Raw genomic sequence first — 25333 nt, forward strand, 5'->3', positions numbered from 1 at the left:
GCCGAAAAAGGTTACTCGTGCACAGATCTCCAGAAGCTCTGTGCAATGAACGACAACCAAAAAAGCTTAAAGAAATAGGATATATCACCTCTCAACGAGCTTGTTAATATTTAAATCAAGAAAATTAAAACTTTTGTAACGGAAAATATGTTGTCACTTGACATCGTTGCATCATTGGACATACAAATTAAAATTGTATTTATCTATAGAATGTCTCGAATTATAGATCAACAAATATCATCTATAATAATTAAATTAATTATAGTGTCTTGTGTTGAAGAAATAATAAATTATTTTATAGTTTTTATTCGCAATAATTTTGTTTGACAAATTTATATTGTAAATTAATGTAATAAATTTACCTATCATTTGATTTTGGGTATCCAATGTAGATATATGCGAAATATAAAATTTTTAAAGTTTATTATTTATAAATGGATGGCTTGAAAAGTGGAGCGTAATCTTTCGAACCCCACAAGATGTTATTTGCGACCTTAGTAATATCTTGTTATGCGGAAAAATTTGCTGCTGCGTCGGCGTGTAAAAAAGTATTTTAATCAGCGGATACGGCAGTGATGTTGGTCGTATCTAAAGCGTCCTCACGTAACTATAATAAAAAAGGGGGCAATATGGCAAACGATCTGATTAATTTACGTAGGTTAGTTCTCTTGACAACAACGACCCTGGTTGCCGCAATACATCCTCTAACTGCTCTAGCTCGTTTATCAGAGAGCGAGGCGAACGCTTTGAGCGCAGCAGGTGCTCGCTATGATAGCCGGTCTATGAAAACATCGGTCACAAAGAAAGATAATGATAGAATTATCACAAGCAATGACCAGAATTCTTTGTCTATAAGTACAGAAAATAAACATAATAATGAAAATATTGATAATGAGGAGTCCGAAAATTATTATATGCACCAGAACGATATTGTCGTTACTGGGACATCAATTAGGGGTATAGGTTCATCAGCTGGCGCAGATCCAGTTATTATTACAAATGAAGAAATTCAACAGTCTGGATACGCAACAGTACACCAAGCACTCCAAACTTTACCTCAAGTATTTAGTGGAGGTTTATCCGAGCATAATAAGCGCAGTAGTGAAAGTTCACAGAATTTTACTGCAAGTACCTCTCCTGATTTGCGAGGATTGGGGGCTAAAGCCACGCTAATTCTTCTGAACGGTAGGCGATTGCCGTCGATTGGTCTGAATACGACTTCAGTCGACATATCGTCGTTGCCTGTATCGGTCATCGAGCGAATTGAAATACTACCCGACGGCGCCTCATCCGTATATGGATCTGATGCCGTAGCCGGCGTTATCAATATAATATTGAAAAAAAAATATGACGGGGCCGAAACTCGTCTTCGGTATGGCCATACGACTAGCGGAAACATGCCGGAGGTTAACATCAGTCAATCTCTTGGTCTAAGCGGAGAGCGTGGTGCCGTTCTCATTGCATATGACTTCTACAGAAGAGGAAACTTATATCATGACGAACGAATTTATTCTAAAACAGACGACTTGCGGGAGCTAGGAGGCGAAGATCGGAGGATTGTTGCCGCATCGCCGGCGAATATAGTTGATCCTCTAACATTAAATATCGTTTTCGGAATACCTCAGGGTCAAGATGGGCGCAGTTTGTCGCCAAACAGTCTTTTACCCCCAGAACTCGCCAGTCTAGCGAGCGTGACCGCAGGCACGGACCTCCTCCCCAAACAACGGAAACACAACATATATGTTAACGGAAACTATTCATTATTTCAATCGTTAGATTTGTTTGCCGAGGCCCGATTTGGGGATCGCAAAGTTGTAGATAATATTCAGTCACCTATAACCTTTCTGACCGTTGATTCAGGTCATCCCTTTTATGTAGATGCTTACGGTGATCAGCGCCCGCTGCTCTTAGCCTACAATTTTAGCGAAGATTTTGATCAAACAAAGAAAAAATCCAATATAAAAAGTTACAATGCGGTAATAGGGGCTGAGTACAAAATAAACTCGGATTTATTTTTGCGAGCAGATGGCAGCTACAGTGAAGAAAAAACAAATTCTCGAGTGGAAAATTCTTTAAATAATCAAAACCTCATTGCCGCTTTGCATTATAAGGATCCGGATCGTGTATTCAATCCATTCGGTGATGGGTCGGATAATCATCCAGAAACACTTTCATTTATTGCACCTCCATTAACCATATCTACTGACTTTGAGATTTGGGAATTTAACGCGATTTTGGATGGTGTTCTTGCTTCAGGCGGCATAGGTGCCCCGCGTTTCGCTGTGGGAGCGAACTTCCGGCATGAATTTGCTAGCAGCAATAGCTCGAATAGCGCCATTGGTAGCAAGCGATTTAAGAGGGATATTTATGCCGTATTTGGTGAGCTATTCTGGCCAATTCTAAATGAACAGCACGGGATACCTATCGTTAATAAATTTACGCTTTCAATTTCTGGTCGACAGGATTGGTACAAAGATCAGCCAGTTCAGCCGATAAGGAGCGCTGAAATAAATCAGTCAACTTTTAACCCTAAAATCGGTTTTAATTGGGAATTGATATCTGGATTCGAGGTGCATGCCAGTTATGGAACTTCGTTCGTCACGCCCAGCCTCGCGAATAGAATAGCCGAAACGACGCTATCAGCCTTGCCCTTTGCGGACCCACGTTCTGCAACTGGCACAAGCTATACAGTGTTTTTGACTGGTACCGCTCCGAAACTGGAAAACGAGAAGGCGGACACATGGTCAGTTGGTGTTGATATTTCACCTCCGGATCTCTCTAATCTGCGCCTAAGTGCAAATTATTTTTATATAAACTTTAAAAATCGTATAGTAGCCAACCCGCTTCAGACGGACATTTTAGCCCGAGAAGAAAGTTTTAAAAATATTATAAGAAGGAATCCAACTTCAGAAGATGTATTATCCCTTTGTGCGTTAGCGGAAAACATTGACTTGCCAGATGTTTGTTTGAACCCTAGTCTGGCGGAGGTCATTATTGATGGACGTACACTAAATCAAGCCCAAAGTGTAGTTGAAGGAATTGATGGTCAAGCTAGCATAAATATTCCAGTAACAGATACAGGCTCATTGTTAATTAGGGCAGCAGCTTCCTATATTTTCAATCATAAATTCCGTCTTACGCCTACATCGCCATATAGTTCAAATTTAAATACATATGGCAATCCAATAGATTTAAAATCTCGTATAACAGCTACGTGGTACAACGAAGGCGGTCTGTCGGCAACAATGATTATTAATTATTATGATAATTACCGTAATCCACTTTCTAATCGCAGCCCGAATATTGGATCATGGACTACATTTGACCTCTCAGTATCGTTTGATCCACCGGTATTATCTGATGATTCTCTGATAAAAAATACAACTGTCACATTGTCTTGTATTAACTTATTTGATAATGATCCGCCATTTGTCGATGCCTTTCGGGGATTTGACGCGGCAAATTCCAATCCTATTGGGCGTTTTATATCACTGACCTTGTCAAAAAAATGGTGATGTCGTAAATACGGAGTAACTCAATAATAAAAAGGTTTTTCCAATGAGAGACAAGAAAGGTAGACGATTAGGCATTTTTACAATAATTCTATTGTCCGTAGGCGTAATATCGCCTGCAATAAGTCACGAAGGTGCTGAAATTCCCAAAAATGGTTTGAATAAAAAGTTAACTAGTATTTTTGACATGAAAAAAAGTATAGAGATGACTCAACCGAGGTATATAGAGACAACATCGTTAAATATAGAGCCGGATATTGCTTCATATTCTCCAGATGGGGAGAATTTTGTTATATTAACCAGTAAAGCTAATATCAATTCAAATTCGAGTAAGTATACATTATGGCTGTATAAAATATCTGATATAAAATCAGAGATGATAAGAAATGGCAATCTGGATGGCATAAAAGGCGAGCCGATCGTTGAGATAAATAGCGATGATTTCGCTTTTATTTATGAGGGGCACCATCCATCTCCAATCCGGCGATTAAAATGGTTGGACGGTGGAAAACAGCTGGCCTTCGTTGCTGCGAAAAAAGGTGACTCTGGAGATGTTTATCTGTATAATATTCTTGAAAAAAAATTACGAAGATTGACTAACTCACCTGGATCAGTTGAAGATTACTCCATATCACTACAATCAGATACTATTATTTATTTAGCGAGAAATATCAGGACTTGCCCAACAGCATTTCCCTATCCGGAGAAAGTTGGTAATTTTGCTTTCCCAGTTCATATTGGGATGTGCAACCATCCGGGACTTGCTCAAAGATTTCCATACCAGCGATTTCAAATCTATAAGGCAGGACTTGCAACATTTGCTCAGCAACCAGGCAAAGCGATCTCTGGAGAGTTTACGTGGGTACCAGCGATGCCACGGCTTACTCTTTCGCCGGATGGGCGCTGGGCGACCGTCATTGCAGCCCCGCATTCGAAGGCGCCGGCGCATTGGGAATATTTTTTCAAAAGGATCGGGCAGTCGGACTTCTGGTCAGAAGTGGCGGGTAGGCGAGACGACGACGGAGTTGTCGGGCAAGGTCTTTCTATGGCGGGTCAGTTTTTGATTGTTGACGTTGAGAAAGGGAAGACAAGGCCTGTATTCGATGCGCCGGTAGCCTACCTTGGTTTTTACGCGTCGGGTCACTGGTTGCGCGATGGAAAAACTGTTATTCTAACTCATACGTTTATACCGCGAGGGGGGGGCATCAGATTACTATAAGAAGCTACACATAGTTGAACTGAACGTGGAGACTGGTAAATATCGGGTAATATATAGTTTTAACGACCCAATTATGGATATGGAATCAAACAAAACTATATATACGAACACGTATTTGGGCCCTGACGGTGTGTTATTTTTAGAAGTACGCCGAGGTAAAATTGACCTTTCAAATGCCTCGATATTGCCAGAAGAGACATCAATAGTTGCGCTGGCACGTTCCGATCATGGATGGGTGGTTAAGGGAGAGGGAAAAAGTGTAGAGGAGATTTCTCGCCATCGCCAGATTGATATAATACTAAGGCAGAATATGAATACGCCACCGGATTATTATGTGAAGTATGCGATTAACGGTAGTGAATACAGGTTAACGGACCTTAATCCGCATTTGCGATACGTGGAAATGCCGGAAGTGAAAGTTATTCATTGGAATACCACTGATGGTGCTAATTGGAAGGGTGGCTTAATTTTTCCTCCAGGGTTTCGTAAAGATTATCGTTATCCGCTTGTAATTCAAGTGCATTGCTTTGACGAGAGGGTGTATTTGCGCGATAGCAGTAATAATGAGGAGACTGCGCCATTTGCAGGGCGTGCACTTGCTGCACAAGGAGTAGTAGTTTTACAGATGAGTCCAATGAGTAGTGGTAGTGCGAATGAAGCAGCGCAGCAGGGGCCCGAAGCCAATGATGGCTTTACAACAGCAGTTAAAACTATAATTGATCAACTGTCTGAGCAAGGTATTGTTAATTCCGATCGCATCGGTATGGTGGGATGGAGTGCTGGTGGGAGAGCGGTGCTGTCGGCTTTGACCAGCGGAAAATTTAAACTCCGGGCCGCCGTAATTGCCGATGCAGCACCCGTTGGTCCCCTGGCCTATTTTCTGTCCGCGGGTTGGCCTAAAAACATGGCTGCGTGGATAGAAGCGCAGGTTGGAGGTCACCCGTGGGGTGACGGCTTAATTAAATGGATTGAAGGCAACCCAGTCTACAAATTGGATAAGATAACCGCCGCAATACGCCTTGAAGCTTACGATAGGATTGGTGCGGTGGCCTGGTATGATGTATTTACGATCATGAAGCGCCTTGGCAAGCCTGTTGAGTTCTATGTTTATGACGGCGCCTCGCATGCTCCTCAAAATCCTCAGCAACGTTATACTTCGTCCCAAGGTACGGTTGACTGGATGTTATTTTGGCTTAGCGGCAGAGAGGACACCGTAGCCTCGAAAAAAGAGCAATACGCCACATGGCGCCGTCTTCGTCAGAAGGCTCAATACAACGCGTCCTTACAGCAGATAAAGCAATAGTTAGATGATCTCGATGTAAAACTTGTGGCTATAAAATTCCTAGTTACTAAAAATCCTTGAGTGCCTGTTTGAAAATTGGATAATCAAAAAACATTTGATTTCGGCTTGATGGTGGTACGAGGGCGAGCGAGTGGCTGGATATCGTTTGTTCCGGAGCCGTGGTCTGCTGATTTCCGGTTGATATTCCTCAATGGGGCGGACTTCGCGTTACACGGGTGCAGTGCGCCCCTCGAGCCAAGCGAGGGGCTGGAAATTGTCAGCAGGTTTAGCCGTGCCGATCTTGGTGCAGTCCCGATCGCGTCGTGCGACTGATGTGCTCGCATGGCGTTCGGGCCGTAGCGGGTCGGCGGTTCTGCCCGACTACCACCGACAGCCGCCATGTACTGCCGGTCACGCCCAACTTGTTGGCGCGGAACCTCCAGACGGCAGAGCCGAACCGCATCTGGCTTGCTGGTATCACCTACACTTCCACGAGTGAGGGCTGACTGTGTTTGGCCGCCGTCCTTAATCTTACGACGCGCAAGGTCGCTGGTTGGGGATGCACGCGCGCACATACGAACCGAGCTGCCGTTGTCCGCGCTGTTGATGGCGGTGCGGCGCCGGGGCCCCTGGCGCGGCCTCATATATACTCGGATCGGGGCAGCCAACATATCGCCGAGATCTATCGGCAGCAATTGTCCGTGATCGGCGCCAGGGGCTCGATGAGCCGCAAAGGCTGCTGCTATGACAACGCGCCAATGGAGAATTTCTTCCACATCTTGAAGGTGGAGCTCGTCCATCAGCGGCGCTGCGCGACATGCGAGGAGGCTAGGCGTGCACTGTTCGCCTATATTAAAACATACTACAATCGAGCTCGCTTCCAGTCCGCGATCGGGTACATGACACCCGAACAAGCCGAACGGCAAGCGAGCTAAGCCCCATGTCCAGGAAAACAAGGGAAGATCACTTCGGTAATGTCTTCACTCAGCGTATGGATACGTCCACTAGGTGCATTTCGATCATCGCTTCTTCGACCGTCCCGCGCACCATCTCGCCCAGATGGTCTCGGATCCGAGCTTCATCGATGCGGATGACCTCGCCCATGCCCGGGCCCCCTTCGTTCTCGATCATGTTCTGCTCCCTCCAGAAAATTTAGAAGCAGCAGCCAGTCCGAAAGATCTTGTACGTTATCGTCCATGCCCATGCCCGCCGTCTCTCCAGAGAAGGACGATAATCAACAGGCCACGCGGCAGCCTCGTAAGGTGACTTTCGAACCGCGCTTACCTTTGAACATCACATGATCAGATCGAACGGCGGTCGCCCGCTCTTGCCATCGACACTGCGTCAGAGCGCTACAATCAATAGGCTGGAGAAAACCCGAAGTTCACCACTGTAGCCAGGTGCTCCAGCGGATCACCCACTGCACTCAGAGCCTAATTACGGGCCTGAAAAATCAAGCACCGGTGGGCCCGCAATTCAGTGCGTTATTCAAGGCATCATGCTGTTAAAGGCCACCTCGGCCATTGAAATCAGACCACAATCGTTTGGAAAGACTGCTCAATAACTTAGTAAATGACATGTTAATAATGAAATTTTCTTACAAACACTTCTTAACACGTAAGCGCCCTGGACCTATTGATATGATCTAACCACCGACGCACCCATATTTCCGTTCCTATCGACACTAAGAATGCTTGTCGTGCCAATTTTCCTTGTCCCATCTCAGCTGCTAGACCCGTTTCAACCTTCTGCTTATCAAGTACACCGTGCTTCACCAACTCGCTTTCAGAAAAATATTGCCGAAACAACGATAAATTATCTAGAAAAACTTCATCTAAAAATGTTTCTATGCCGCCTTTAGCTTCTCTGACTAATACAGACCGAGGGAGCACGTCGGAAAATGCCAGACGCGTCAAACCCCGATCCCAACCTTTCCATACAAGATCATAGATTGGTATACTAAGACATAGCTCGTAGAAGGGCTGTGAAACCAAAGGATCAATAGTGAGATATTGAATGCCGGTAGGTCCCGTCGCTAGTATTTTTGGTGCTTTAGAAACGAGCATTGCGTGAAATTTCTTTGCTGGACCTCGGCCCTCAAGCGACTTCATTAAATCAAGTATCCTATGATTCTCATGGGCCGCCTTGAAATTTTCATCAGACAACAGGGGGCCTCACTCATTCCCAACTTGTCACGGACAATATCATCATTGTTATTAAACCGATAATGCAAAGCATCAAATACTATTGCCCATATAGATTGCTTGGTTCGTCTTGCCGCCCAGCGAGCAGCCCTAATAAAACCAAGATCAAATCCCCTGTCTATCAGATAATCTGTTGCGAAATTGACATTACCTTGAAAAAATATGGCGTCTCCCGGCATTCCACTAAATACTACTTTACTATTAGTTGACTCGAGAATTGGGAATTCTGTAGGACCACGAAAAGCCGAGATGATCTCATCCAATGGCTTAGCACTTAACGGAAATTTTGGCAGTAGATCGTACCGTTGATTGGCAGGCTTATCAGCTATCTCAATCAACTTATAGCCTAGTTTCTCTGTGACAGCCCGAGCATACTCCCGCTCATCTCCCTCCGCTGTCGGTCCATAAAAATTATAACAAATGACATCTGTCGCTACACCTGATAACCAGATCGCCGAAGCGACAACTGAGGAGTCTAATCCGCCGGATAATCTTAAGCATACTCTATCAAAACAAGATGCCCATGCCCCCACGCAATCAACAAGTGTATCTCTAAAAATTCTGGCTTGTTCGTATGGTGAACCATAGTCAATAGGCTTGCAGAGATCACTAAGCGGCCATAAATTTTCTAATTCTTCATGATCGATAGAGAATTTAAGGCGTCGTCCATGTAGTATTTTTCGGACTTCTTGAAAACCAGAATCCTCTGTGTCTAAAAAATAGTACCGTTCATGAAATTTTAAGTAGTCCCAGTCGATTTGCCATTTGGACAGTTCCATTGAGGCCATATCTACTGGTCTCGAAAAAAATACTTTGCAGTCACAGATGTTGGTATAGTATAATGGTATACCACCTAGAGGTGAATGAAGAGCAAAGCCATTTCCGCTTGCTTCATTAAGACACACAGCAATATAGTGACCCCAGTAATTTGAGATGAGTGCTTTTCCATCAGATTGCATTATTTCTTCTACGCTGAGATCTGTAAATGTTTCTTGCCTTAAGCTATTAGACACCCTGTCCTTTTTCTTAAATATCTTGCCAGCAATGATGCCGGACGAACCAACTCGTATTATTTGAAAAAACTCTGGAACTGAAGTAAATGTGTATACAATTAAATTGTCGTTATCTAAGCATTTTACGTAAAATGGAAGTTTATCCCTAATAATATTTTCGATGACTGCCCCAGTGCGACTCGCCGTATCCCTACCGTTTTTGTAAATCGCAATCAATCCGAACATTTTATGCGCTCCTATCTAAATTGCGAAAACGGGATTGTACGGCGTAACATGTGCAATATCATCATTGACAATTACGGAATCCACTTCTACCCAGCAGTGCGCTTTGAAGGGGTGTAATTGCACCGCGAAAATCCACTTTGGGTTATAACCCAGGAGACCGAGATAGATTGATAAAATTAGGGAATCATAATAACATTTCTCGGTCGCAGTATAAAAATATTTCCTGATACGCGAAAATATACTAAATGTTTTATTGATTTGCTGTATATTATATTTGTTATATTGACGCCGAAATTTTATCAGTTTGACAAATTTTGCCGATAGCATCGGCTTCTGTATCATAAAGAGTATGCTTCCTAAGATATAGGAAAACATAAATGATGCTACGTATAGCAAATTAATATTTATCTCCTCAGTCGGCCATGGGTATGTGGTTCCCTCGTGTGGGTGCTTTATTGTAAATTTCTCAATTTCTATATAGCTATTTTTAATCAAAATTAGGGAATTATCTAAAATTTCTTTGGAGAATATTTCATCATTAGGCTTAATAGTGCTCCATTTCACTGTAGCTCTATTTGAGCCAGGATTGAAATGATTGAGACATAATTGGTCAAAAAATAATGCTTTGGCTCCGTCAAAATAATAATATTCATTGTTATTAAGATTGGCGATAACATAACTATTTTCTAGTTTTGCTATATACACCTTTCCGATCCGAAAATATGTCATCTCATTGTTTTTCATGACCTATCTCCTAATTTGATATCGAGATGACTGACGTTCTTATGGTGAAGAACTTTACTACATGTATGTTTATGCTTAATGATGAATATGGATGATTTATATTTGTCTAACACGATATATAGTTGCGAGTTTGAAAGATATTTTATTGTGTGATTTGAGTGTATAAGGCAATATCGAATGTAACAAGAGACGTGCCTCCTAAGAAGCACGTCTCCTGATAATTATTTAGCGATACAGCTGAGTCGGATCAATCGGGTCCACGCCCTTAACGAAATCCGCCTTGGTTTGCTCGGTAACTTTGCCAAGTTTCATTGTATCCTCCATTGGTGTGTTGCCCTGTATTGGGCCATATTTGTTTACAAAAAAACTATAAATTGTTTAAGTAAATAATTTTAAAATATGAAAACTATAGACTGCATAATTTATTTGTAGTGCATTGCGAGATTACTTTGAAAGAGTATTCAATATGCAATGCTGCTCTTCACGAGCAACAATGCCTCATTGTAAATGAATGGAGATGGCAACGCGGCTGACCTAGCCCCGGTAGTCTCCCTCGATTTGAGATAGAGTCTTCTGGATGCTAGGAGACCTGTGCGCCGGTCGGTCTGGACGTGGCTAGAATCCCCCGATTCACTGGGCTTTCCAGTCAGAGGAGGTACTGATGGCGGATCGTTGCTTCGGCCAGGAACAGCTTGGGTTTGCTGTTAGGGCGAAGGCGGTTTCTTTTCTGGACGCGCTGTCAGGCTTCGTCGATTGGACTCCGATCAAAGCTCAGTTGTTTGCGATCCATGCCCGTGCTAAAGGAGAGGCTGCCTGATCGCCACTAGCGATGTTCGGGGCTTTGCTTCTAGCTGACCGAGGTTTTGGATGATCGCGCCTCGTTCCGCCGGTTCTACGGCTTCTCCGGCGCCGAGCCGACGCCCGAGCGCACGGCGTTTGTGCGGTTCCGTAAGGTGCTGGTCACTTGTGGTCTCGATCGCACGCTGTTCAAGCGGTCACGGCCCAGCTCGCTCGCCTGTCGCGACGCTCCCGCCTGTCTAAGACCTTCCGCTATACCCCGCCACTGTGGGAGGATCTAACCCGCTTCCTCGATGACGGCCGGATCGAGCTGGACATCAATGCCGTCAAGCGAGCAATCTAGCCTACCGCCCTCAATCGCAAGAATGCCCCCTTCGCTGGATCAGATTAGGGAGCAATCAACTGGGGCATCATCGCCTCCCTGATCAAGTCCGCAAAGCTCAACGGTTTCGACCCGCAAGCCTACCTGACAGACACCCTGACGGCGGTTGTCAAGGGCTACCCGGCAAAGCGTCTCGACGACCTTCTACCTTGGGCTGTTGTTCAACCCGCTACAACAGCTCCGTGTTCTGAAAACAGCGCTTACGCTGGGGAAAGCCCTCGTTCAGATGAACCTTCATGGAAATTCCTCATGCCGACAGGGGGCAGTTTGTTGTGACGCCTGATCGCTCTCAGCCGACACGACGCCTCCGATGAAATTCGCAACCAGGTCTGCAACCTGCCTGGACATGACCGCCGCTGAAGACGTCGTGTCGTCTCGCAACCACCTGATGGTCAGCCAGGTAAGGCCGCCGGCGAAGAACTTCGTCGTAATGGCTACCCGCTCCGGAGAGCCTGCCGAGGCGGCCATCGCCTCAGGCAGGAGCCTAGCTGCGGTAAAGTCGATCAGCTCGTCAAAGAACCCGGCGGTGCCGGCCTCGTCCATTACGCTCACGTAAAATGCCCGGTGGGCGGCCAAGTGCTCGAAGAGAGGCTCGGCTTGCTTGACGATGCAATCCCGTACTCTCTCGGTCGTCAGCACTGTTCCCGGCAGCAGCGGCTTCGGGAACGGAAATGCCGTCTCCAGCCGGCGGAAGGCGGCAACGCGCGCCGCCGCCAGAATATCTGGAAACTGCTGATAGAAGGTCGGCCGCGTCACGCCGGCCTCGCTGACCACCCGCGTGATCGATATATCCGCCAGCGGCGTCGTCTCGATCATCGGCGTGATTGCCTGAATGATCGCGTCCCGGCTTCTCTCCAATCTTGCGTCCATGGCACCTCACTTGGCCACTTTACAAACGTCAATTATCTCCTTATCATTTACGTTTGTAAATTATCGTTGCCGACAGGTCAAGGAGCCGCGCTCTTGTCATCGTCCGCCGCCGTCCCGCAGCCTCCGCTTAAGCCCATTGTCGGCAACCTTGCCGAGATCGACCCGGCAAGGCCCGTGCAGAGCCTCATGCGCCTGGCGCAGGAGTACGGGCCGTTCTTCAAGCTTCGGATCTTCAACCGCAGGGTGTACGTCGCCAGCTCCCAAGAGCTGGCCAATGAGCTCTGCGACGAGACACGCTTCAACAAGAAGGTGCACCTCGCGCTCGAAGAGCTTCGGGCCCTTGGCGGCGACGGCCTGTTCACGGCCTACAACGAGGAGCCGAACTGGGCCAAGGCCCACCGGCTCCTGATGCCGTCGTTCGGACCGATCGGCGTGCGCTCCATGTTCCCTCAGATGCTGGATATTGCCGATCAGATGTTCATCCGCTGGGAGCGGTTTGGCCCTGACAGCGTGATTGATGTCGCCGATAACATGACCCGGCTGACGCTCGATACGATCGCGCTCTGCGCCTTCAACTACCGCTTCAACAGCTTCTATCAGAACGAGATGCACCCCTTCGTCGGTGCCATGGTCGGTGCGCTCAGCGAAGCGGGGCTGCGGGCCCGGCGGCTCGGGCTGGTGAACAATCTTCTGCTGTCCAGAGCGCGCCAGTATGCCGCCGATCAGGATTTGTTGCGCAAGGTCGCCCATGATCTCATCAATGAGCGTCGGCGTGATCCGCATGGCGCCGAGAAGGACGACCTGCTCAACGTAATGCTCAACGGTGTCGATCCGGTGACCGGCGAGAAGCTCAGCGACGAGAACATCGGCTATCAGATGGTCACGTTCCTGATCGCCGGCCATGAGACGACGAGCGGGCTGCTGTCTTTCGCCACCTATCTCCTCCTCAAGAACCCCGACGTGCTGCAGAAGGCACGGGGCCTTGTCGACGAGGTTCTGGGCGACGAGATGCCCCGCGTCGAGCATCTGGCGCAGCTGCGCTATATTGAGCAGATCCTGATGGAGAGCCTGCGCCTCTGGCCGACAGCCTCCGTCTTTGCGGTCAAGCCTCTGGCCGACACCGTGCTCGCCGGCAGGTATCCGCTCGCGCCGACGGACACGGTGATGATTTTGGCGCCGATGCTCCATCGCGATCCTGCGGTCTGGGGCGACGACCCCGAGGCGTTCGTACCCGAGCGGTTCGCGCCCGAGAACGCCGCAAAGCTGCCGCCAAATTGCTGGAAGCCCTTCGGCAATGGCGCGCGCGCATGCATCGGCCGGCCGTTCGCCATGCAGGAAGCGCAGCTGGTTCTCTCCATGATGCTCCAGCGCTTCGACTTCGTGCTCGATGATCCAGGCTACACGCTGAGGATTCACGAGACGCTGACCATCAAGCCAGAGGGACTGCACATCCGTGCTAAAGCCCGGCGGCAATCTGGGTCGCTGGCGCGCACTCTGCTCACCACACCGGCGCTCGCCGCGCCGACGTCAGTTCTGCGGCGGGCGCCTAGCCTCGCGCCGCTGGACGAGAAGGCGACGGATCTTCTGGTGCTCTATGGCAGCAACACCGGCTCATCGGAGGCGTTCGCCAACCGTCTGGCGGTGGAAGCCACAGCCCATGGCTTCCGGCCGACGGTCGGCGCCATGGATGAGTTTGCCGGGCGCCTGCCGAGATCAGGTGCTCTGATCGTGGTGACGGCCTCCTATGAGGGCCAGCCGCCCGCCAATGCGCGCCAGTTCGTCAGCTACGTCGAGGGGCTCGGGAGCGGCGCGCTCGCCGGACTCAAATACGCAGTGTTCGGCTGCGGCAACCTCCAGTGGGCGAGAACCTATCAGGCCATCCCTAAACGGGTAGATGCTGCCTTAGCTGCGGCCGGCGCGAAGCGCATCGCCGAACGGGGCGAGGCGGATTCCGGCGGCGACTTCTTCGGGATGTTCGATGCCTGGGACGAGAAGATCTGGCCCCAGTTCGAGAGGGCGTTCGGCCGCGAGCCAGTTGACGCCACCGTTGATGACAAGCTGGTCGTCGAGTTTGCGCGGGCCGGGCGGGAGACCCTTCTGCGGCTCGGCGAGCTACAGCAGGGCATCGTGGTTGAGAACCGCGAGCTGGTGGATGTCTCGAAGCGGATCGCCGGCTCCAAACGCCACATCGAGTTCGCCTTGCCGAGGGGCATGTCCTACCGCGCTGGCGATTATCTCGCTGTGCTTGCCCGCAACCCGGATGCTCTCGTCAACCGCGTGCTGCGCCGCTTCGGCATTGCCTCAGACACCCGGATCATCCTGCATGCGCGCGGCGCGAACGCGGGTGGGTTGCCGACCGACCAGCCGATCAGCTGCGGCGATCTTCTCGCGAGCTTCGTCGAGCTATCCCAGCCAGCAACAAAGGCCCAGGTCGCGGCCCTGGCGAACGCCACCCGCTGCCCGCCGGAGAAGCAAGCACTGGAGAGGCTCGCCCGTGATGACTATGACGCCGAGGTGCTCGGCAAAAGAGCAAGCGTGATCGATCTTCTAGAGCAGTTTCAGTCCTGCGAGATCGACCTCGGCGCGTATCTTGCCATGCTGCCGCCGATGCGCGCGCGGCAGTATTCGATCTCCTCGTCTCCCTTGTGGAATCCGGAGCATGCCACGCTCACGGTGTCGGTGGTCGATGCCCCGGCACTCTCCGGCCAGGGCCGATATCAGGGTGTGGCGTCGTCTTATCTTGCGCGCCTGCAGCCCGGCGACCGAGTATCGATCGCCGTGCGCCCATCCAACGCCAGGTTTCATCCGCCTGCCGACCCGAAGACGCCGATCATCATGATCTGTGCGGGCTCAGGGATTGCGCCTTTTCGCGGCTTCCTGCAGGAGCGGGCGGCCCAGAAGGCGGCCGGCCAGGAGGTGGGCCCTGCGCTCCTGTTCTTCGGGACGACGGACCCGGAGGTCGATTACCTCTATCATGAGGAGCTTGCCTCCTGGCAGCGGGACGGCGTGGTTGAAGTTCTACCGGCGTTCTCGGCAAAGCCCGATGGGGACATTAAATTCGTCCAGCACCTTGTCTGGGCCGAGCGCCGGCGCATCGAGGCGCTGTTTCGCGAGGGCGCTATCGTTTTCGTCTGCGGCGATGGCAAGCACATGGCCCCGGCCGTGCGCGAGGCGTTGGTCAAGATCCTCAAGGAAGCAACCGGGTATAGCGACGCCGAAGCCGAAAAGTGGGCCGATGAACTCGAGCATGTGCGCGGCCGCTATGTCTCCGACGTGTTCGCCTGAGGGTTATGAACTCGCAAACGTGCTGCGCGTCAGGTAGTCCGCTGCCAGAAACACGAACAGGATTGCTGCCCAGGCGAAGGCGGAGAAGCCGGCGAGACGCTCGGTTCCGCGATCCTTGCGTAGGTCCATGAAGAACCAGAGGATGAGGCCGGCTTTCGTCAGGGCGATGCCATAGCTGACGAAGGGCGCGGCCGGGCCGAGCCCGAGGAGAGTGGCGGCGATGGTGAGGCTGAGCAGCGCCATGAGGGCAGCCCAGACGATCAGCAACCGGCCTGTGGCGCGGGTCATGAAGGCCTCGCTAAATAAAGGGTTGGATAGAGAAATATCCACACGACATCGACTAAGTGCCAGTAAAGGGCGATGTTGCCGACGACGACGGCGTTGCGATCGGCCTGCGCCAGCCGGCTTGCCGCTGCAAAGCCAAGCAGCGCGAGGCCGCCGATGACGTGGAGCGCGTGCAGCCCCGTCGCCGCAAAATACAGGTTCATGAAGAGCGCATGGACCAGGCTTTCGAGATGCGCCCCGGCAAGACCCGGCACCAGGCCGTCGCGGTATTCGAGGGTGTATTCCAGTCCCTTCACGGCAAGGAAAGCGATGCCGAGAAGCATGGCTCCGCGCAGCTGCCATGCCGCCAGCCGGGCTTGGCCTGAGCGTACCGCCTCGACGGCGAGGGCGACCAGCAGGCTGGAGGTCAGAAGTATGGCCGTGTTGAGGCCGCCCAGCCAGAGGTGCAGTTGAGCCGCTGCCCGCCCATAGTCGACCGGGTGCAGGAGCCTGATTGCAAGAGCTCCGCCAAGCAGGCCGCCGAACAGCATAACTTCGCTTGCAAGAAAGACGAGCATGCCGAGCCGGTCCGCCTCGTGCTGGCGGGCTGTGTCGTGGAAGGGACCATGGAGGCGGTTCTCTGTGGTCGCCGTTTCTTCCTCATGCGCCATCCTTCGTCTCCTGCAGCGGATAGGCGTAAGGGCCGCTGTCAACGATGGGCGGCTCATCGAAATTATGCTGGGGCGGCGGCGAGGGTGTTGTCCATTCAAGACCCGTCGCGCCCCACGGGTTCGGCCCAGCGGGCTTGCCGTAGCGCAGCGAGCGGAAGAGATAGAAGGCGGGCAGAAGATAGCCGAGCGCCAGCAGTGAGGCCCCGGCTGACGAGAGCACATGCAGCGCCTGGAATTCCGGCGCGTAGACATGATAGCGGCGCGGCATGCCCTCATAGCCCAGCAGGAACTGCGGGAAGAAGGTGAGGTTAAAGCCGCCAAAGACGAACAGGGCGGCGACGCGCGCCCAGATGTCGTTGTAGAGCCGCCCGGTGATCTTCGGCCACCAGTAATGGAGCGCACCGAAGAAGGCGCTGACCGTCCCGCCGACCATGATGTAATGGAAATGGGCGACGACAAAATAGGTGTCGTGGACGTGAACGTCGATGGCGAGCATCGCGACCATAAGGCCGGTCAGCCCGCCGATGACGAACAGGCCGATAAAGCCCATCGCGAACAGGAACGGCGCATCGAGCGAGATGTCGCCTTTGTAAAGCGTCACCGTCCAGTTGTAGACCTTGATCCCCGACGGCACGGCGACCGCGATCGAGAGAAACGAGAAGATCGCGCTGGCATAAAGGGACTGGCCTGCGACGAACATGTGATGCCCCCAGACGAGAAAGCCGATGACGGCGATCGCGATCGAGGAATAGGCGATGAACCAGTAGCCGAAGACCCGCTTGTGGGCGGCCGAGGTGATGAGTTCGCTCACGACGCCGAGGGCGGGAAGCACCATGATGTAGACGGCTGGGTGGCTGTAGAACCAGAACAGGTTTTGGAAGAGCAGGGGATCGCCGCCGAGGCGGGGGTCGAAGATGCCGATGCCAAAGAGCCGCTCCAGCGCGACGAGGACGAGGGTGATCGCCAGCACGGGTGTAGCGAGGACGAGGATGAGTGCGGTTGCGTAATGTGACCACACGAAGAGCGGTAACCGGCCCCAGGTCATCCCCGGCGCGCGCAGCTTGTGCACTGTGACAATGAAATTAAGGCCGGTCAGGATTGAGGAAATACCGCTCACAAATACCGCCGACATGGCTGCAACCACATAGCCGTTGGCAAAAGCCGAGGAGAATGGCGTGTAAAAGGTCCACCCCGTATCGACGCCGCCCAGTACCACGACCATCAGGGTCACAAGGCCGCCTGCGAGGTAGATGTACCAGCTTGCCAGATTGAGGCGCGGGAAAGCCAGGTCGCGCGCGCCGATCATCAGCGGGATGAGGAAATTGCCGAAGGTGTTGGGAATGGACGGGATCAGGAAGAACCACACCATGACGATGCCGTGGAGCGAGAAGGCGCGGTTATAGCCGTCGTCCGTCATCAGGTCGGCGGCGGGCGTCATCAGGTCGAGCCGCATCAGCGCCGCCGCCGCGCCGCCCAGGAAGAAAAAAAGGTGATCGATAAAATATAAAGAATGGCGATGCGCTTGTGGTCAGTGGTGAGCAGCCAGGACCGAAGGCTTATGCCTGCCCGCAGGTAGCTCACCTGCTCGGCCTTGGTGTCCGGAATGACGTCCTGAGCAGTGCGGGCCTTCATCTCTCAGCCCCTCCCAGGGATTTGATGTAGGCGCTCAGAAGCATTACCTCCTCCTCGCTGAGGACATTGGCAAAGGTCGGCATGATCGGCCGGTAACCGGCGGCGACGTCCCGGTTCGGGAGCAGGATGCTGTCGTGGATGTACTGCTCGTCGGCAAGGATCACCCGGCCGTCGGAAAGCGGGACCGGTGAGCCGTAAAGGCCGGCAAGCGAGGGTGCGTGCACGCTTGAGCCTGGCGTGTGGCAGCCGCTGCACCCGAAGCGACGGAACAGGGTTTCTCCCTGCGCTGCCAGGTCGCGGCTGGCGCCGGTCGTCTCGAGCCACTCAGAATAATCGGCTTGGCTGAGCGCAACGAAGCGCCCGATCATCCGGCTATGCTCCGCGCCGCAATATTCGGCGCAGCGCAAGGGGTAGACGCCGGGGCGAGTCGCCTCGAACCACATGCTCGTATAGCGTCCGGGCAGGACGTCCTGCTTGATGCGAAGCGCCGGGATGTAGAGGCTATGGATCACGTCTTGCGACGTCATGATGAGGCGGACCGAGGTGCCCACTGGCACGTGCAACTCATCAATTTCCCGTGCTCCGGACGGATGTTGGAATTTCCACATCCATTGCTTGCCGACGACGTTGATGACGAAGCTGTCCTCGGGCGGACGGCGGAGTTGGGAGAAGAGGAAGGTCGACCAGACGAAGAAGCCGATGATGAGGAGGAAAGGGATGATCGACCAGGAGACTTCCAGCCATATGTTGCGATCGAACTTGTGGGTTCGGTCGGCACGCCGGCCGTTGCGGTAGCGCACGGCGAAGACGACCAGCAGCAGGAAGACGGGCGCGGACAGGGCGAATACCAACGCGCCGAAGCTGCCGATCAGAAGGTCGACTTCCCCGGCGTGAGCGGATGCCTGAACCGGCCAGAGGTCGACTGAGTGGCTCATGCGCGCCGCCTCGCGAGTTTGAGAAGAAGGCAGGCGAGGAGGAGGACGGTGGTAAGGCCCGCAATGCGGACCGCGCGCTCGATCGCGAGCGTATAGCGGCCCGTCTCAGGGTCGAAATGATAGCAGAGGAGGATCAGACGATCGACGAGGCCGCCGGTGCGGCCTTCTCTCGCGTCGGCGACGGCCTTTTCGATGACGGCCGGCTCGGGGTCGAGGCCGTAGATCCAGCGAACGAGCCGTCCGTCCGCGGTCAGCATCGCACTGGCAGCGACATGGGCATATTGGCCGATGCGGGGGTCGAAGGCGTAGCGGTAGCCGAGCGCATCCATCGTGCCGCGGACTGATGTGGCCGGGCCGACCAGCGCCGCCTGGAACGGCGCGGCCTTGCCGTCCCGCTCGTCTCGCAGCCGGGCAAGGTTAGCTGCCGCATCCTCTGGCATTTCGGCCGGGTCGATCCCGAAGGCAAGCAGGGTAACATCAGCGCCGGGCCTGTAGCGCTGCCCTTCGGCGGCCTCGGCGAGGCGAGCGAGGGTGATGCCGCAAAAGTTCGGGCAAGTATGAAGAACGGGGATGAGGAGGATCGGCTTGCCAGCGCCCAATGCGCGCAGCGTTGTTGCCTTGCCTTCTGCATCGCGCAGCGGCAGATCAAGCGGCACGCGGGCACCGGGGCGCTCAATGATCTGCGCCACATCGAACGGATCGAACGGCCCTTCCGCCCGAGCCATCACGGGCAAAAGCGTTGCGAAGAGGAGAAGCGCCACCCGGATCATCGCGCGCTCTCCGCATGGGCCTTGGCCGTCGCGGCAGGGCCGGGCGGCGGGGTGGCATCGCGCCAGCCTTCGGACGCGACCGCCTGCATGGCATCCTCGATTGAGGCGGGCGGCGCGCCCGGCTGCCGCCCTGTATAGCCCCGCAGCCGGGCCTTGGCTGGCGCCTCGAGGGCCAGTCGGTCGGCGAGGGGGGCGGTCTCCAGCCGGGGCGGCGGCGGCGAGACGCGTGCCAGGATTGGTGTTTGTCGCCCGGCCTCCGTCCCTTTGGAGAGCAGGAGAAGACCAGCGATCGCAGCGCCGCTGATCCCTAAACAGACATACAGGAGGAGGAGTGCTTTGCCGACGCCGCTGGCCGGAACGTCGGTTGGCTCGAAGCCGCGCTCGCGCACGTCCTTCGGGACCGCTTCCGCCTTATCTGCGCGCTGGGCTTTCGTACCTGGCTGCTTTTTGCGGATCATGTGGGCGCCTCCCGGCGGCGGAGAAGCTGAATTACCCCGAGGATCGCAAGGCCGAGAACGGCGGCAAGATAGGCAAGAACGGCGATTGCCCCGCGCCCCGGCAGCGCGAACCAGGCCATCTCCAGCACCTTGCCGCCGACCGTGGCCGCTGCGAGGGTGAAGAGCCAGCGGCTGTTCGCCCGGAACGCGGAAAACAGGAGTGCGGCGGTCGTGCTCCCACCGATCAGGGCGACCAGCCAGAGGGTGAGCGGCCAGGAGGCCTGCTTCCGCGCCTGATACCAGGCGACCGCATCGGGCAGGTTGCCTGACCAGATGATGAAATAGGGCATGAACTGGAAATAGATCCAGAGCAGCATGAGGGTGAGGAACAGTCCGCCGAGCACCCCAGGGCGCTCCGCCGGTCCTCTGGCCAGCCGGACGAGCAGGAGGGCCGCAAAGCCGATCACCACTTCTATCGAGAGGACTTGCAGCCCGAAACCCGATGAGGCGAAGCTAGGGTCGAGCGACATCAGCCAGTCAGTCGCGGCCATCGTGGCCAGCAGCGTGAAGAGAATAAGGCCTGCGGCCGCCGCACCAGCGGAGGGACGTCGGCCGACATGAAGCCGGACCATCCAGAACAAGAAGGCGAAGTAGAGAGCCGTGCGCGCGGCGAAGAACAGCGGCTGGAGCCATAAGGCGTGGAAGGCGCTCGCCCCGCCGTCCCAGTGGTAGATGAAAGGAATGCCGAAGAGCACGGGCACAAAGGCGGCAGCGGCGGGGAAGAGAAGGGCGGTTGCCGCTTCGCACGGGACGCGCAGATCCCGCTCCCATGCGCCCGGGATAAGGCGCATCAGCATAAGAAAGAAAACCGCGCTCGCCGGAACCGACTGGAAGAGGACGGCAGCCCCGAGCCAGCCGGTCAGCGCATCCTCGGGCGCAGGAAGCGCTGCGGCGAGCGCGGCAGCGCAGAAGGCGACGGCGAGGAGAAAGGTGGGCCCGGCCGGCCTTGCAAGATCAATCCGCATCGCCGCCCTCCGTTACTTGTCGTCTGGCCTGGCTCACCTGCAGCGCGCGGATGTAGGCGGCGATCGCCCAGCGGTCGGGGGGCGAGACGCGGTCCGCATAGGAATACATGATGCCGTAGCCCTGCGTGATCACTTCATAAAAGTGGGCTGCGGGCACGGCCCTCAGACGCGGCTCGTGGAAGCTGGGCGGATGCGGAAAGCCCTGCCCCGGCACCACGCCGTTCCCCGAGCCATCATAAGCGTGGCAAACGGCGCAATAGATGTTGAACCGCTCCCGCCCACGCTCGAGGAGCGCAAGGCTCATCGGTGGTCTCTGCGCCGCCTGAGCTCGGACAGGTGCGCCCTGATCGATCGTGCCGGGCGGAGGCGATTGCATCACCATGCCGTCCGGCAGCAAGGCAGACGCCTCATAGGGATCGGCGCGCGGCTGCTGCACCATGTTGCCGTCGCAAGCCCCAAGGAGGAGAAGAATTGCCCCCACGCGCATCACGGTCCGTGCCTCTCGAATACTTCGGTCAGCGTCGCCGGGCTCAGCTGTTCGAGCGCGGCTCGCGCCCTCTCCCGGTCCGTGCCGGGTCCCGCCATGATCGCGAGGAAGAAGCGGTCGTCGGACGCAAGATGAAAACGCGGGTTATCGAACAGCGGATGGTGGAGGCGCGGTAGACCATTTCGCCGGAGCATGGAGGCGACCGCCGCGATCACCGCACACAGCACCATCGTCTCGAACGAGATCAACATGAAGGCCTGAGGCGGGACTAGCGGCCGGCCGCCGATGTCGAGCGGAAAATCGAGATTGACGCCGACCTGGAGGAAAAAACCGGCCACGAATCCGAAGATACCGCCCGCCAGGGTTGCGCGTGGCACGCCCTGGTCATGAAAGCCCAATGTTTCCGCAAGACCTTCGATCGGAAAAGGCGTAAAGGCCTCGACATTGTCAAACCCCGCCGCCCGCAGTTGCCGTGCGCCGTCGAGCAACGCCTCGGCTCGCGAAAATTCGGCGAGGACCGCATAGAGGCGCTTGCCCTTAGCCATGGCGCGCCTCCTCCGCTTTTTCTGCCTTTACTTCGAATGCCGAGATCACCGGCAGGAACCGCACGAACAACAGGAAAAGCGCGAGGAAGAGGCCGATAAGGCCCGCATAGAGCGCCCAGTCCCAGAAGGTCGCGTGGTAATAGCCGACCGAGGATTCCAGCCAGTCCCGATAAAGGCTCGTCACCAGCAGCATGTAGCGCTCCAGCCACATGCCAGCCGCCACGCAAAGACCGATGGCGAAAAGCGGCAGTGGGCTGCGCCGCACACCTTTCAGCCAGAGGAACTGGAGCGGGATGAAATTGAAGATTATCGCGCCCCAGTAGCTCCAGGCATAGGGGCCGCTCACGCGGTCGAGGAGCGTTTCAAACTCCGGACCGCCCGCATAGGCGCTCGTGAAGGCCTCTGCCACATAGCCATAGGCGGTCATGAAGCCGGTAGCGAGCATAAGGCGGCCGAGCATATCGAGATGCCAGGGGGTGACGAGATCCTTCAGTCCTAGCATGGAGCGCAGGCCGACCGCGATCATCGAGACGACCGCAAAACCCGAGAAGGCAGCACCGAGCACGAAATAAGGCGGGAAGACGGTCGAATTCCATCCTGGGATTGGCCCGGCGGCGAACAGCAGCGAGATTTCCGAATGGACTGAGACGACCAGCGGCACTGCGATGGCCGCGATCAGCCGGTAGGCCTGACGCCACCGCGCCCAATGTGATGCGCTGCCCCGCCAGCCAAGCGCAAACAGACCGAAGAAAACCTGCCAACGCCGTTTCCTTGCCCGGTCTCGCGCAGTGGCGAGGTCTGGGATGATGCCGATGTACCAGAAGAGAATGGAGACGATCAGGTAGGTCAGGACGGCAAAGAAATCCCAGGTCAGCGGGCTTCGGAACTGCGGCCAGATGTCCATTACGTTCGGATAGGGCGCCATCCAGTAGAAGAACCATGGTCGGCCGAGGTGGAAGATGGGGTAGAGCGCGCCGCAGGTGACCGCGAACAGCGTCATCGCTTCGGCGAAGCGGTTGAGGGTGTTGCGCCAGCTTTGGCCGAGAAGCAGCAGCATCGCAGAAATCAGTGTTCCCGCATGGCCAATGCCGAGCCACCAGACATAATTGGAAATGGGAAAGCCCCAGCCGACGGGAATGTTGTTCCCCCAGATGCCAGGGCCGCGCAGGAAGAGAACCGCCAGCGAGACAACCAGCAGCACGAGCAGGAGGAGCGAGAAGAGGAACAGCATCCACCAGGTGCGCCGCGCCGGAAAATGCGGGGGGATGCTGACCACCTCGCGCGTAATTGCGCCGTAGGGAGGCGCGGCACTGCTCATACGGATTTCCCTCCGGACCTGATCCGGGCGAGATAGGTGGTGCGGGGTCGCGTGTTGGCTTTCGGAAGCAAGGCATAGTCCCGCCCGCTCGCCTTGCGTTTGCTGACCGCTGTGTCCGGATCAGCGACGTTGCCGAAGACGATGGCTTGCGTGGGGCAGGCCTGCTGGCAGGCCGTCTTGACCGCGTCGTCGGGGATCGCTGTACCTGCTTTCTTGGCCTCGATCCGGGCATTGCTGATCCGCTGGATGCAGTAGGTGCACTTCTCCATCACCCCGCGCCCACGCACCGTGACTTCCGGATTGCGGGCGGCCTGAACGGCGGGCGGATCGTCGCCGGTATAGTCGAACCAGTTGAAGCGTCTGACCTTGTAGGGGCAGTAGGCCGAGCAGGTGCGAGTGCCGATGCAGCGGTTATAGACCTGAAGATTAAGACCATCGGGGCTGTGGACGGTTGCATTGACCGGACAGCCCATTTCACACGGCGCATTCTCGCAGTGCATGCAGGGCACGGGTTGGAAGACGTGAGTTGGATCGTCTGGCGGACCTTCATGGTAGCGATCGACGCGCAGCCAATGCATTTCGCGCCCCATCGCCACCTGCTCCCGCCCGACCATCGGGATGTTGTTTTCCGCCACACAGGCAACCACACAGGCGTTGCAGCCGATACAAAGGTCGAGGTCGATCGACATGCCCCAAGCCGGGCTGATCTTTGGCTGGGGCGGATAGAAGTTGGGGGTGCCCGACTCCTCCGGCAGGCGGTCGCGTGGCGATGGGACGAAACGCACAAACTCGTCTTCCTCGATGGCGAAATGATGCTGTGTCGTGACGATCTGCACCTTGCGCCCGGTGGGATGGAGGGTTGCGCTGTTCACAGCCCAAGGCTCTGCCGCGCTCCGCAAGGTATAGGCATCGAACCCGACCGTCTCGCTGACCCGACTGCCGCCTCGCCGCCCATAGCCGAGGTGTACAAGAACGGTTCGGCGCTCCTGTCCCGGCATGATCCAAATCGGCCCGATAACGGAGCGCCCATCAGCGCGCAGTTCCGCTTCATCCTCGTTTTCGAGCCCAAGCTCGCGGGCGAGCGCGGGACTGATGTGGATAGCATTGCCCCATGTAATCTTGGTGAGCGGCTTCGGCAGTTCCTGAAGCCATGGATTGGACGCACGGCTTCCGTCCCAGATGCAGGGGTCGGGACGCACGATAACGGTGAGGTCCTTCTGATTGGTCTTGCTAGATGCGACGTCGATAGGCGGAAACGCAATCTGCCCCACCTGCTCACTGCTTGGCGCAGTGTCGCTCACGAAACCAGCGAGCAAAGCCTCCTGCCAGCGTTCGTTAAAGTCCTCGCCCCAAGCGTGCGCCCAGGTTGCCCGTACCGCCTCGTGATCGCGGCTTTCCTCGTCGGAGAGGCGTGCGAGCAGCGCCAACGCCGGGCGGACATCGAGGAAGGGGCGGACGAGCGGCTGCGAGATGACCATGGAGCCGTCCGCCGCCCGGGCATCGCCCCAGCTTTCAAGCCCATGCGCCAGCGGCAGGTGCCAGTGGCTGAGGACGGCAGTCTCGTCATGGTGTAGTCCGGCCTGGATACGAAGTGGCACCTGTTCCATGGCTTCGGCGAAAGCCAGACCTGCGGGAGCCGTGTAGGCGGGATTAACGTCGAGCATAAACAGGATGCGAACCTCGCCGCGCGCCATGTCACGGGCGAGGGAGGAAAG

22 protein-coding genes and 2 pseudogenes are annotated in these 25333 nt (G+C 54.8%); 7 read left to right on the forward strand and 17 right to left on the reverse strand.

The annotated features are described in order from the left end of the window. The first annotated feature begins 629 nt into the window (after nucleotides 1–629). The 4 genes and pseudogenes from L0C21_RS15975 to L0C21_RS15990 all read left to right on the forward strand — a co-directional run. Nucleotides 630–3515, forward strand: a complete 2886-nt coding sequence (locus L0C21_RS15975; protein ID WP_259279400.1) for a TonB-dependent receptor domain-containing protein — start codon at nucleotides 630–632, stop codon at nucleotides 3513–3515. A gap of 43 nt (nucleotides 3516–3558) precedes the next feature. Further along, a complete protein-coding gene (locus tag L0C21_RS15980) occupies nucleotides 3559–4731 on the forward strand; it encodes a TolB-like translocation protein (protein WP_259279401.1) in 1173 nt (390 codons plus the stop codon). Nucleotides 4732–4804: 73 nt separating this feature from the next. Further along, entirely contained in the window at nucleotides 4805–6034 is a 1230-nt protein-coding gene (locus L0C21_RS15985; RefSeq protein WP_259279402.1) for an alpha/beta hydrolase family protein, read from the forward strand. 287 nt (nucleotides 6035–6321) lie between these two features. Then, nucleotides 6322–6948: pseudogene (locus L0C21_RS15990) on the forward strand (IS3 family transposase); the annotation flags it as partial. A 49-nt stretch (nucleotides 6949–6997) separates the two neighbouring features. On the opposite strand, the gene L0C21_RS15995 reads toward L0C21_RS15990, so the two are convergent. The 4 genes from L0C21_RS15995 to L0C21_RS16010 form a co-directional block, all read right to left on the reverse strand. Next, a complete protein-coding gene (locus L0C21_RS15995; protein WP_259279403.1) occupies nucleotides 6998–7144 on the reverse strand; it encodes a hypothetical protein in 147 nt (48 codons plus the stop codon). Between the two features lie 479 nt (nucleotides 7145–7623). Further along, nucleotides 7624–8124 (reverse strand): asparagine synthase-related protein, encoded by a 501-nt coding sequence (locus tag L0C21_RS16000; RefSeq protein WP_259279404.1) that lies wholly within the window; start codon nucleotides 8122–8124, stop codon nucleotides 7624–7626. Continuing rightward, the gene (locus L0C21_RS16005; protein WP_259279405.1) at nucleotides 8124–9455 is read right to left on the reverse strand and encodes an asparagine synthase-related protein; all 1332 of its coding nucleotides are present in this window, start codon (nucleotides 9453–9455) and stop codon (nucleotides 8124–8126) included. The genes L0C21_RS16000 and L0C21_RS16005 overlap by 1 nt, the downstream gene beginning before the upstream one ends. 15 nt (nucleotides 9456–9470) lie before the next feature. Beyond that, the gene (locus L0C21_RS16010) at nucleotides 9471–10199 is read right to left on the reverse strand and encodes a lasso peptide biosynthesis B2 protein (RefSeq protein WP_259279406.1); all 729 of its coding nucleotides are present in this window, start codon (nucleotides 10197–10199) and stop codon (nucleotides 9471–9473) included. A 661-nt stretch (nucleotides 10200–10860) separates the two neighbouring features. Here L0C21_RS16010 and L0C21_RS16015 point away from each other — a divergent pair. Both L0C21_RS16015 and L0C21_RS16020 read left to right on the forward strand, forming a co-directional pair. Further along, nucleotides 10861–11016, forward strand: a complete 156-nt coding sequence (locus L0C21_RS16015) for a hypothetical protein (protein ID WP_259279407.1) — start codon at nucleotides 10861–10863, stop codon at nucleotides 11014–11016. A 183-nt stretch (nucleotides 11017–11199) separates the two neighbouring features. Beyond that, nucleotides 11200–11535 (forward strand): annotated as a pseudogene (locus tag L0C21_RS16020) (transposase domain-containing protein); the annotation flags it as partial. 78 nt (nucleotides 11536–11613) lie between these two features. On the opposite strand, the gene L0C21_RS16025 reads toward L0C21_RS16020, so the two are convergent. Beyond that, nucleotides 11614–12195: a TetR-like C-terminal domain-containing protein gene (locus tag L0C21_RS16025; protein ID WP_259279408.1), complete on the reverse strand. Its 582-nt coding sequence runs from the start codon at nucleotides 12193–12195 to the stop codon at nucleotides 11614–11616. Between the two features lie 147 nt (nucleotides 12196–12342). On the opposite strand from L0C21_RS16025, the gene L0C21_RS16030 reads away from it, so the two are divergent. Continuing rightward, nucleotides 12343–15534 carry a bifunctional cytochrome P450/NADPH--P450 reductase gene (locus L0C21_RS16030; RefSeq protein WP_259279409.1) on the forward strand — a complete coding sequence of 1064 codons (3192 nt, stop codon included), beginning with the start codon at nucleotides 12343–12345 and terminating at the stop codon, nucleotides 15532–15534. A 3-nt stretch (nucleotides 15535–15537) separates the two neighbouring features. Here the strand turns inward: L0C21_RS16030 and L0C21_RS16035 are convergent, their stop codons facing one another. The 12 genes from L0C21_RS16035 to L0C21_RS16090 are packed head-to-tail and all read right to left on the reverse strand — an operon-like array spanning nucleotide 15538 to nucleotide 25312. Further along, the gene (locus tag L0C21_RS16035; RefSeq protein WP_259279410.1) at nucleotides 15538–15822 is read right to left on the reverse strand and encodes a cytochrome C oxidase subunit IV family protein; all 285 of its coding nucleotides are present in this window, start codon (nucleotides 15820–15822) and stop codon (nucleotides 15538–15540) included. Continuing rightward, entirely contained in the window at nucleotides 15819–16469 is a 651-nt protein-coding gene (locus L0C21_RS16040; RefSeq protein WP_259279411.1) for a cytochrome c oxidase subunit 3, read from the reverse strand. The genes L0C21_RS16035 and L0C21_RS16040 overlap by 4 nt, the downstream gene beginning before the upstream one ends. After that, nucleotides 16459–17922: a cytochrome c oxidase subunit I gene (locus L0C21_RS16045; protein ID WP_259279412.1), complete on the reverse strand. Its 1464-nt coding sequence runs from the start codon at nucleotides 17920–17922 to the stop codon at nucleotides 16459–16461. The genes L0C21_RS16040 and L0C21_RS16045 overlap by 11 nt, the downstream gene beginning before the upstream one ends. Further along, complete coding sequence (locus tag L0C21_RS16050; RefSeq protein ID WP_259279413.1) at nucleotides 17922–18101, reverse strand: hypothetical protein; 180 nt, start codon at nucleotides 18099–18101, stop codon at nucleotides 17922–17924. Before L0C21_RS16050 ends, L0C21_RS16045 begins: the two co-directional genes overlap by 1 nt. Further along, nucleotides 18098–19036 (reverse strand): cytochrome c oxidase subunit II, encoded by a 939-nt coding sequence (coxB, locus tag L0C21_RS16055; protein ID WP_259279414.1) that lies wholly within the window; start codon nucleotides 19034–19036, stop codon nucleotides 18098–18100. The genes L0C21_RS16050 and coxB overlap by 4 nt, the downstream gene beginning before the upstream one ends. Beyond that, entirely contained in the window at nucleotides 19033–19806 is a 774-nt protein-coding gene (locus L0C21_RS16060; RefSeq protein WP_259279415.1) for an SCO family protein, read from the reverse strand. Before L0C21_RS16060 ends, coxB begins: the two co-directional genes overlap by 4 nt. Then, nucleotides 19803–20264 carry a hypothetical protein gene (locus L0C21_RS16065; RefSeq protein WP_259279416.1) on the reverse strand — a complete coding sequence of 154 codons (462 nt, stop codon included), beginning with the start codon at nucleotides 20262–20264 and terminating at the stop codon, nucleotides 19803–19805. The genes L0C21_RS16060 and L0C21_RS16065 overlap by 4 nt, the downstream gene beginning before the upstream one ends. Next, a complete protein-coding gene (locus L0C21_RS16070) occupies nucleotides 20261–21268 on the reverse strand; it encodes a hypothetical protein (protein WP_259279417.1) in 1008 nt (335 codons plus the stop codon). Before L0C21_RS16070 ends, L0C21_RS16065 begins: the two co-directional genes overlap by 4 nt. Further along, on the reverse strand, nucleotides 21258–21755 hold the full coding sequence (locus L0C21_RS16075; protein WP_259279543.1) for a c-type cytochrome: 498 nt from the start codon (nucleotides 21753–21755) through the stop codon (nucleotides 21258–21260). Before L0C21_RS16075 ends, L0C21_RS16070 begins: the two co-directional genes overlap by 11 nt. Further along, entirely contained in the window at nucleotides 21755–22300 is a 546-nt protein-coding gene (locus L0C21_RS16080) for a DUF3341 domain-containing protein (protein WP_259279418.1), read from the reverse strand. Before L0C21_RS16080 ends, L0C21_RS16075 begins: the two co-directional genes overlap by 1 nt. Continuing rightward, complete coding sequence (gene nrfD / locus L0C21_RS16085; RefSeq protein WP_259279419.1) at nucleotides 22293–23618, reverse strand: NrfD/PsrC family molybdoenzyme membrane anchor subunit; 1326 nt, start codon at nucleotides 23616–23618, stop codon at nucleotides 22293–22295. The genes L0C21_RS16080 and nrfD overlap by 8 nt, the downstream gene beginning before the upstream one ends. Then, nucleotides 23615–25312, reverse strand: coding sequence for a 4Fe-4S dicluster domain-containing protein (locus L0C21_RS16090; protein WP_259279420.1), 1698 nt, complete (start codon nucleotides 25310–25312; stop codon nucleotides 23615–23617). Before L0C21_RS16090 ends, nrfD begins: the two co-directional genes overlap by 4 nt. Nucleotides 25313–25333 lie beyond the last annotated feature (21 nt).

Source organism: Pedomonas mirosovicensis, assembly GCF_022569295.1.
Taxonomy (GTDB): domain Bacteria; phylum Pseudomonadota; class Alphaproteobacteria; order Sphingomonadales; family Sphingomonadaceae; genus Pedomonas; species Pedomonas mirosovicensis.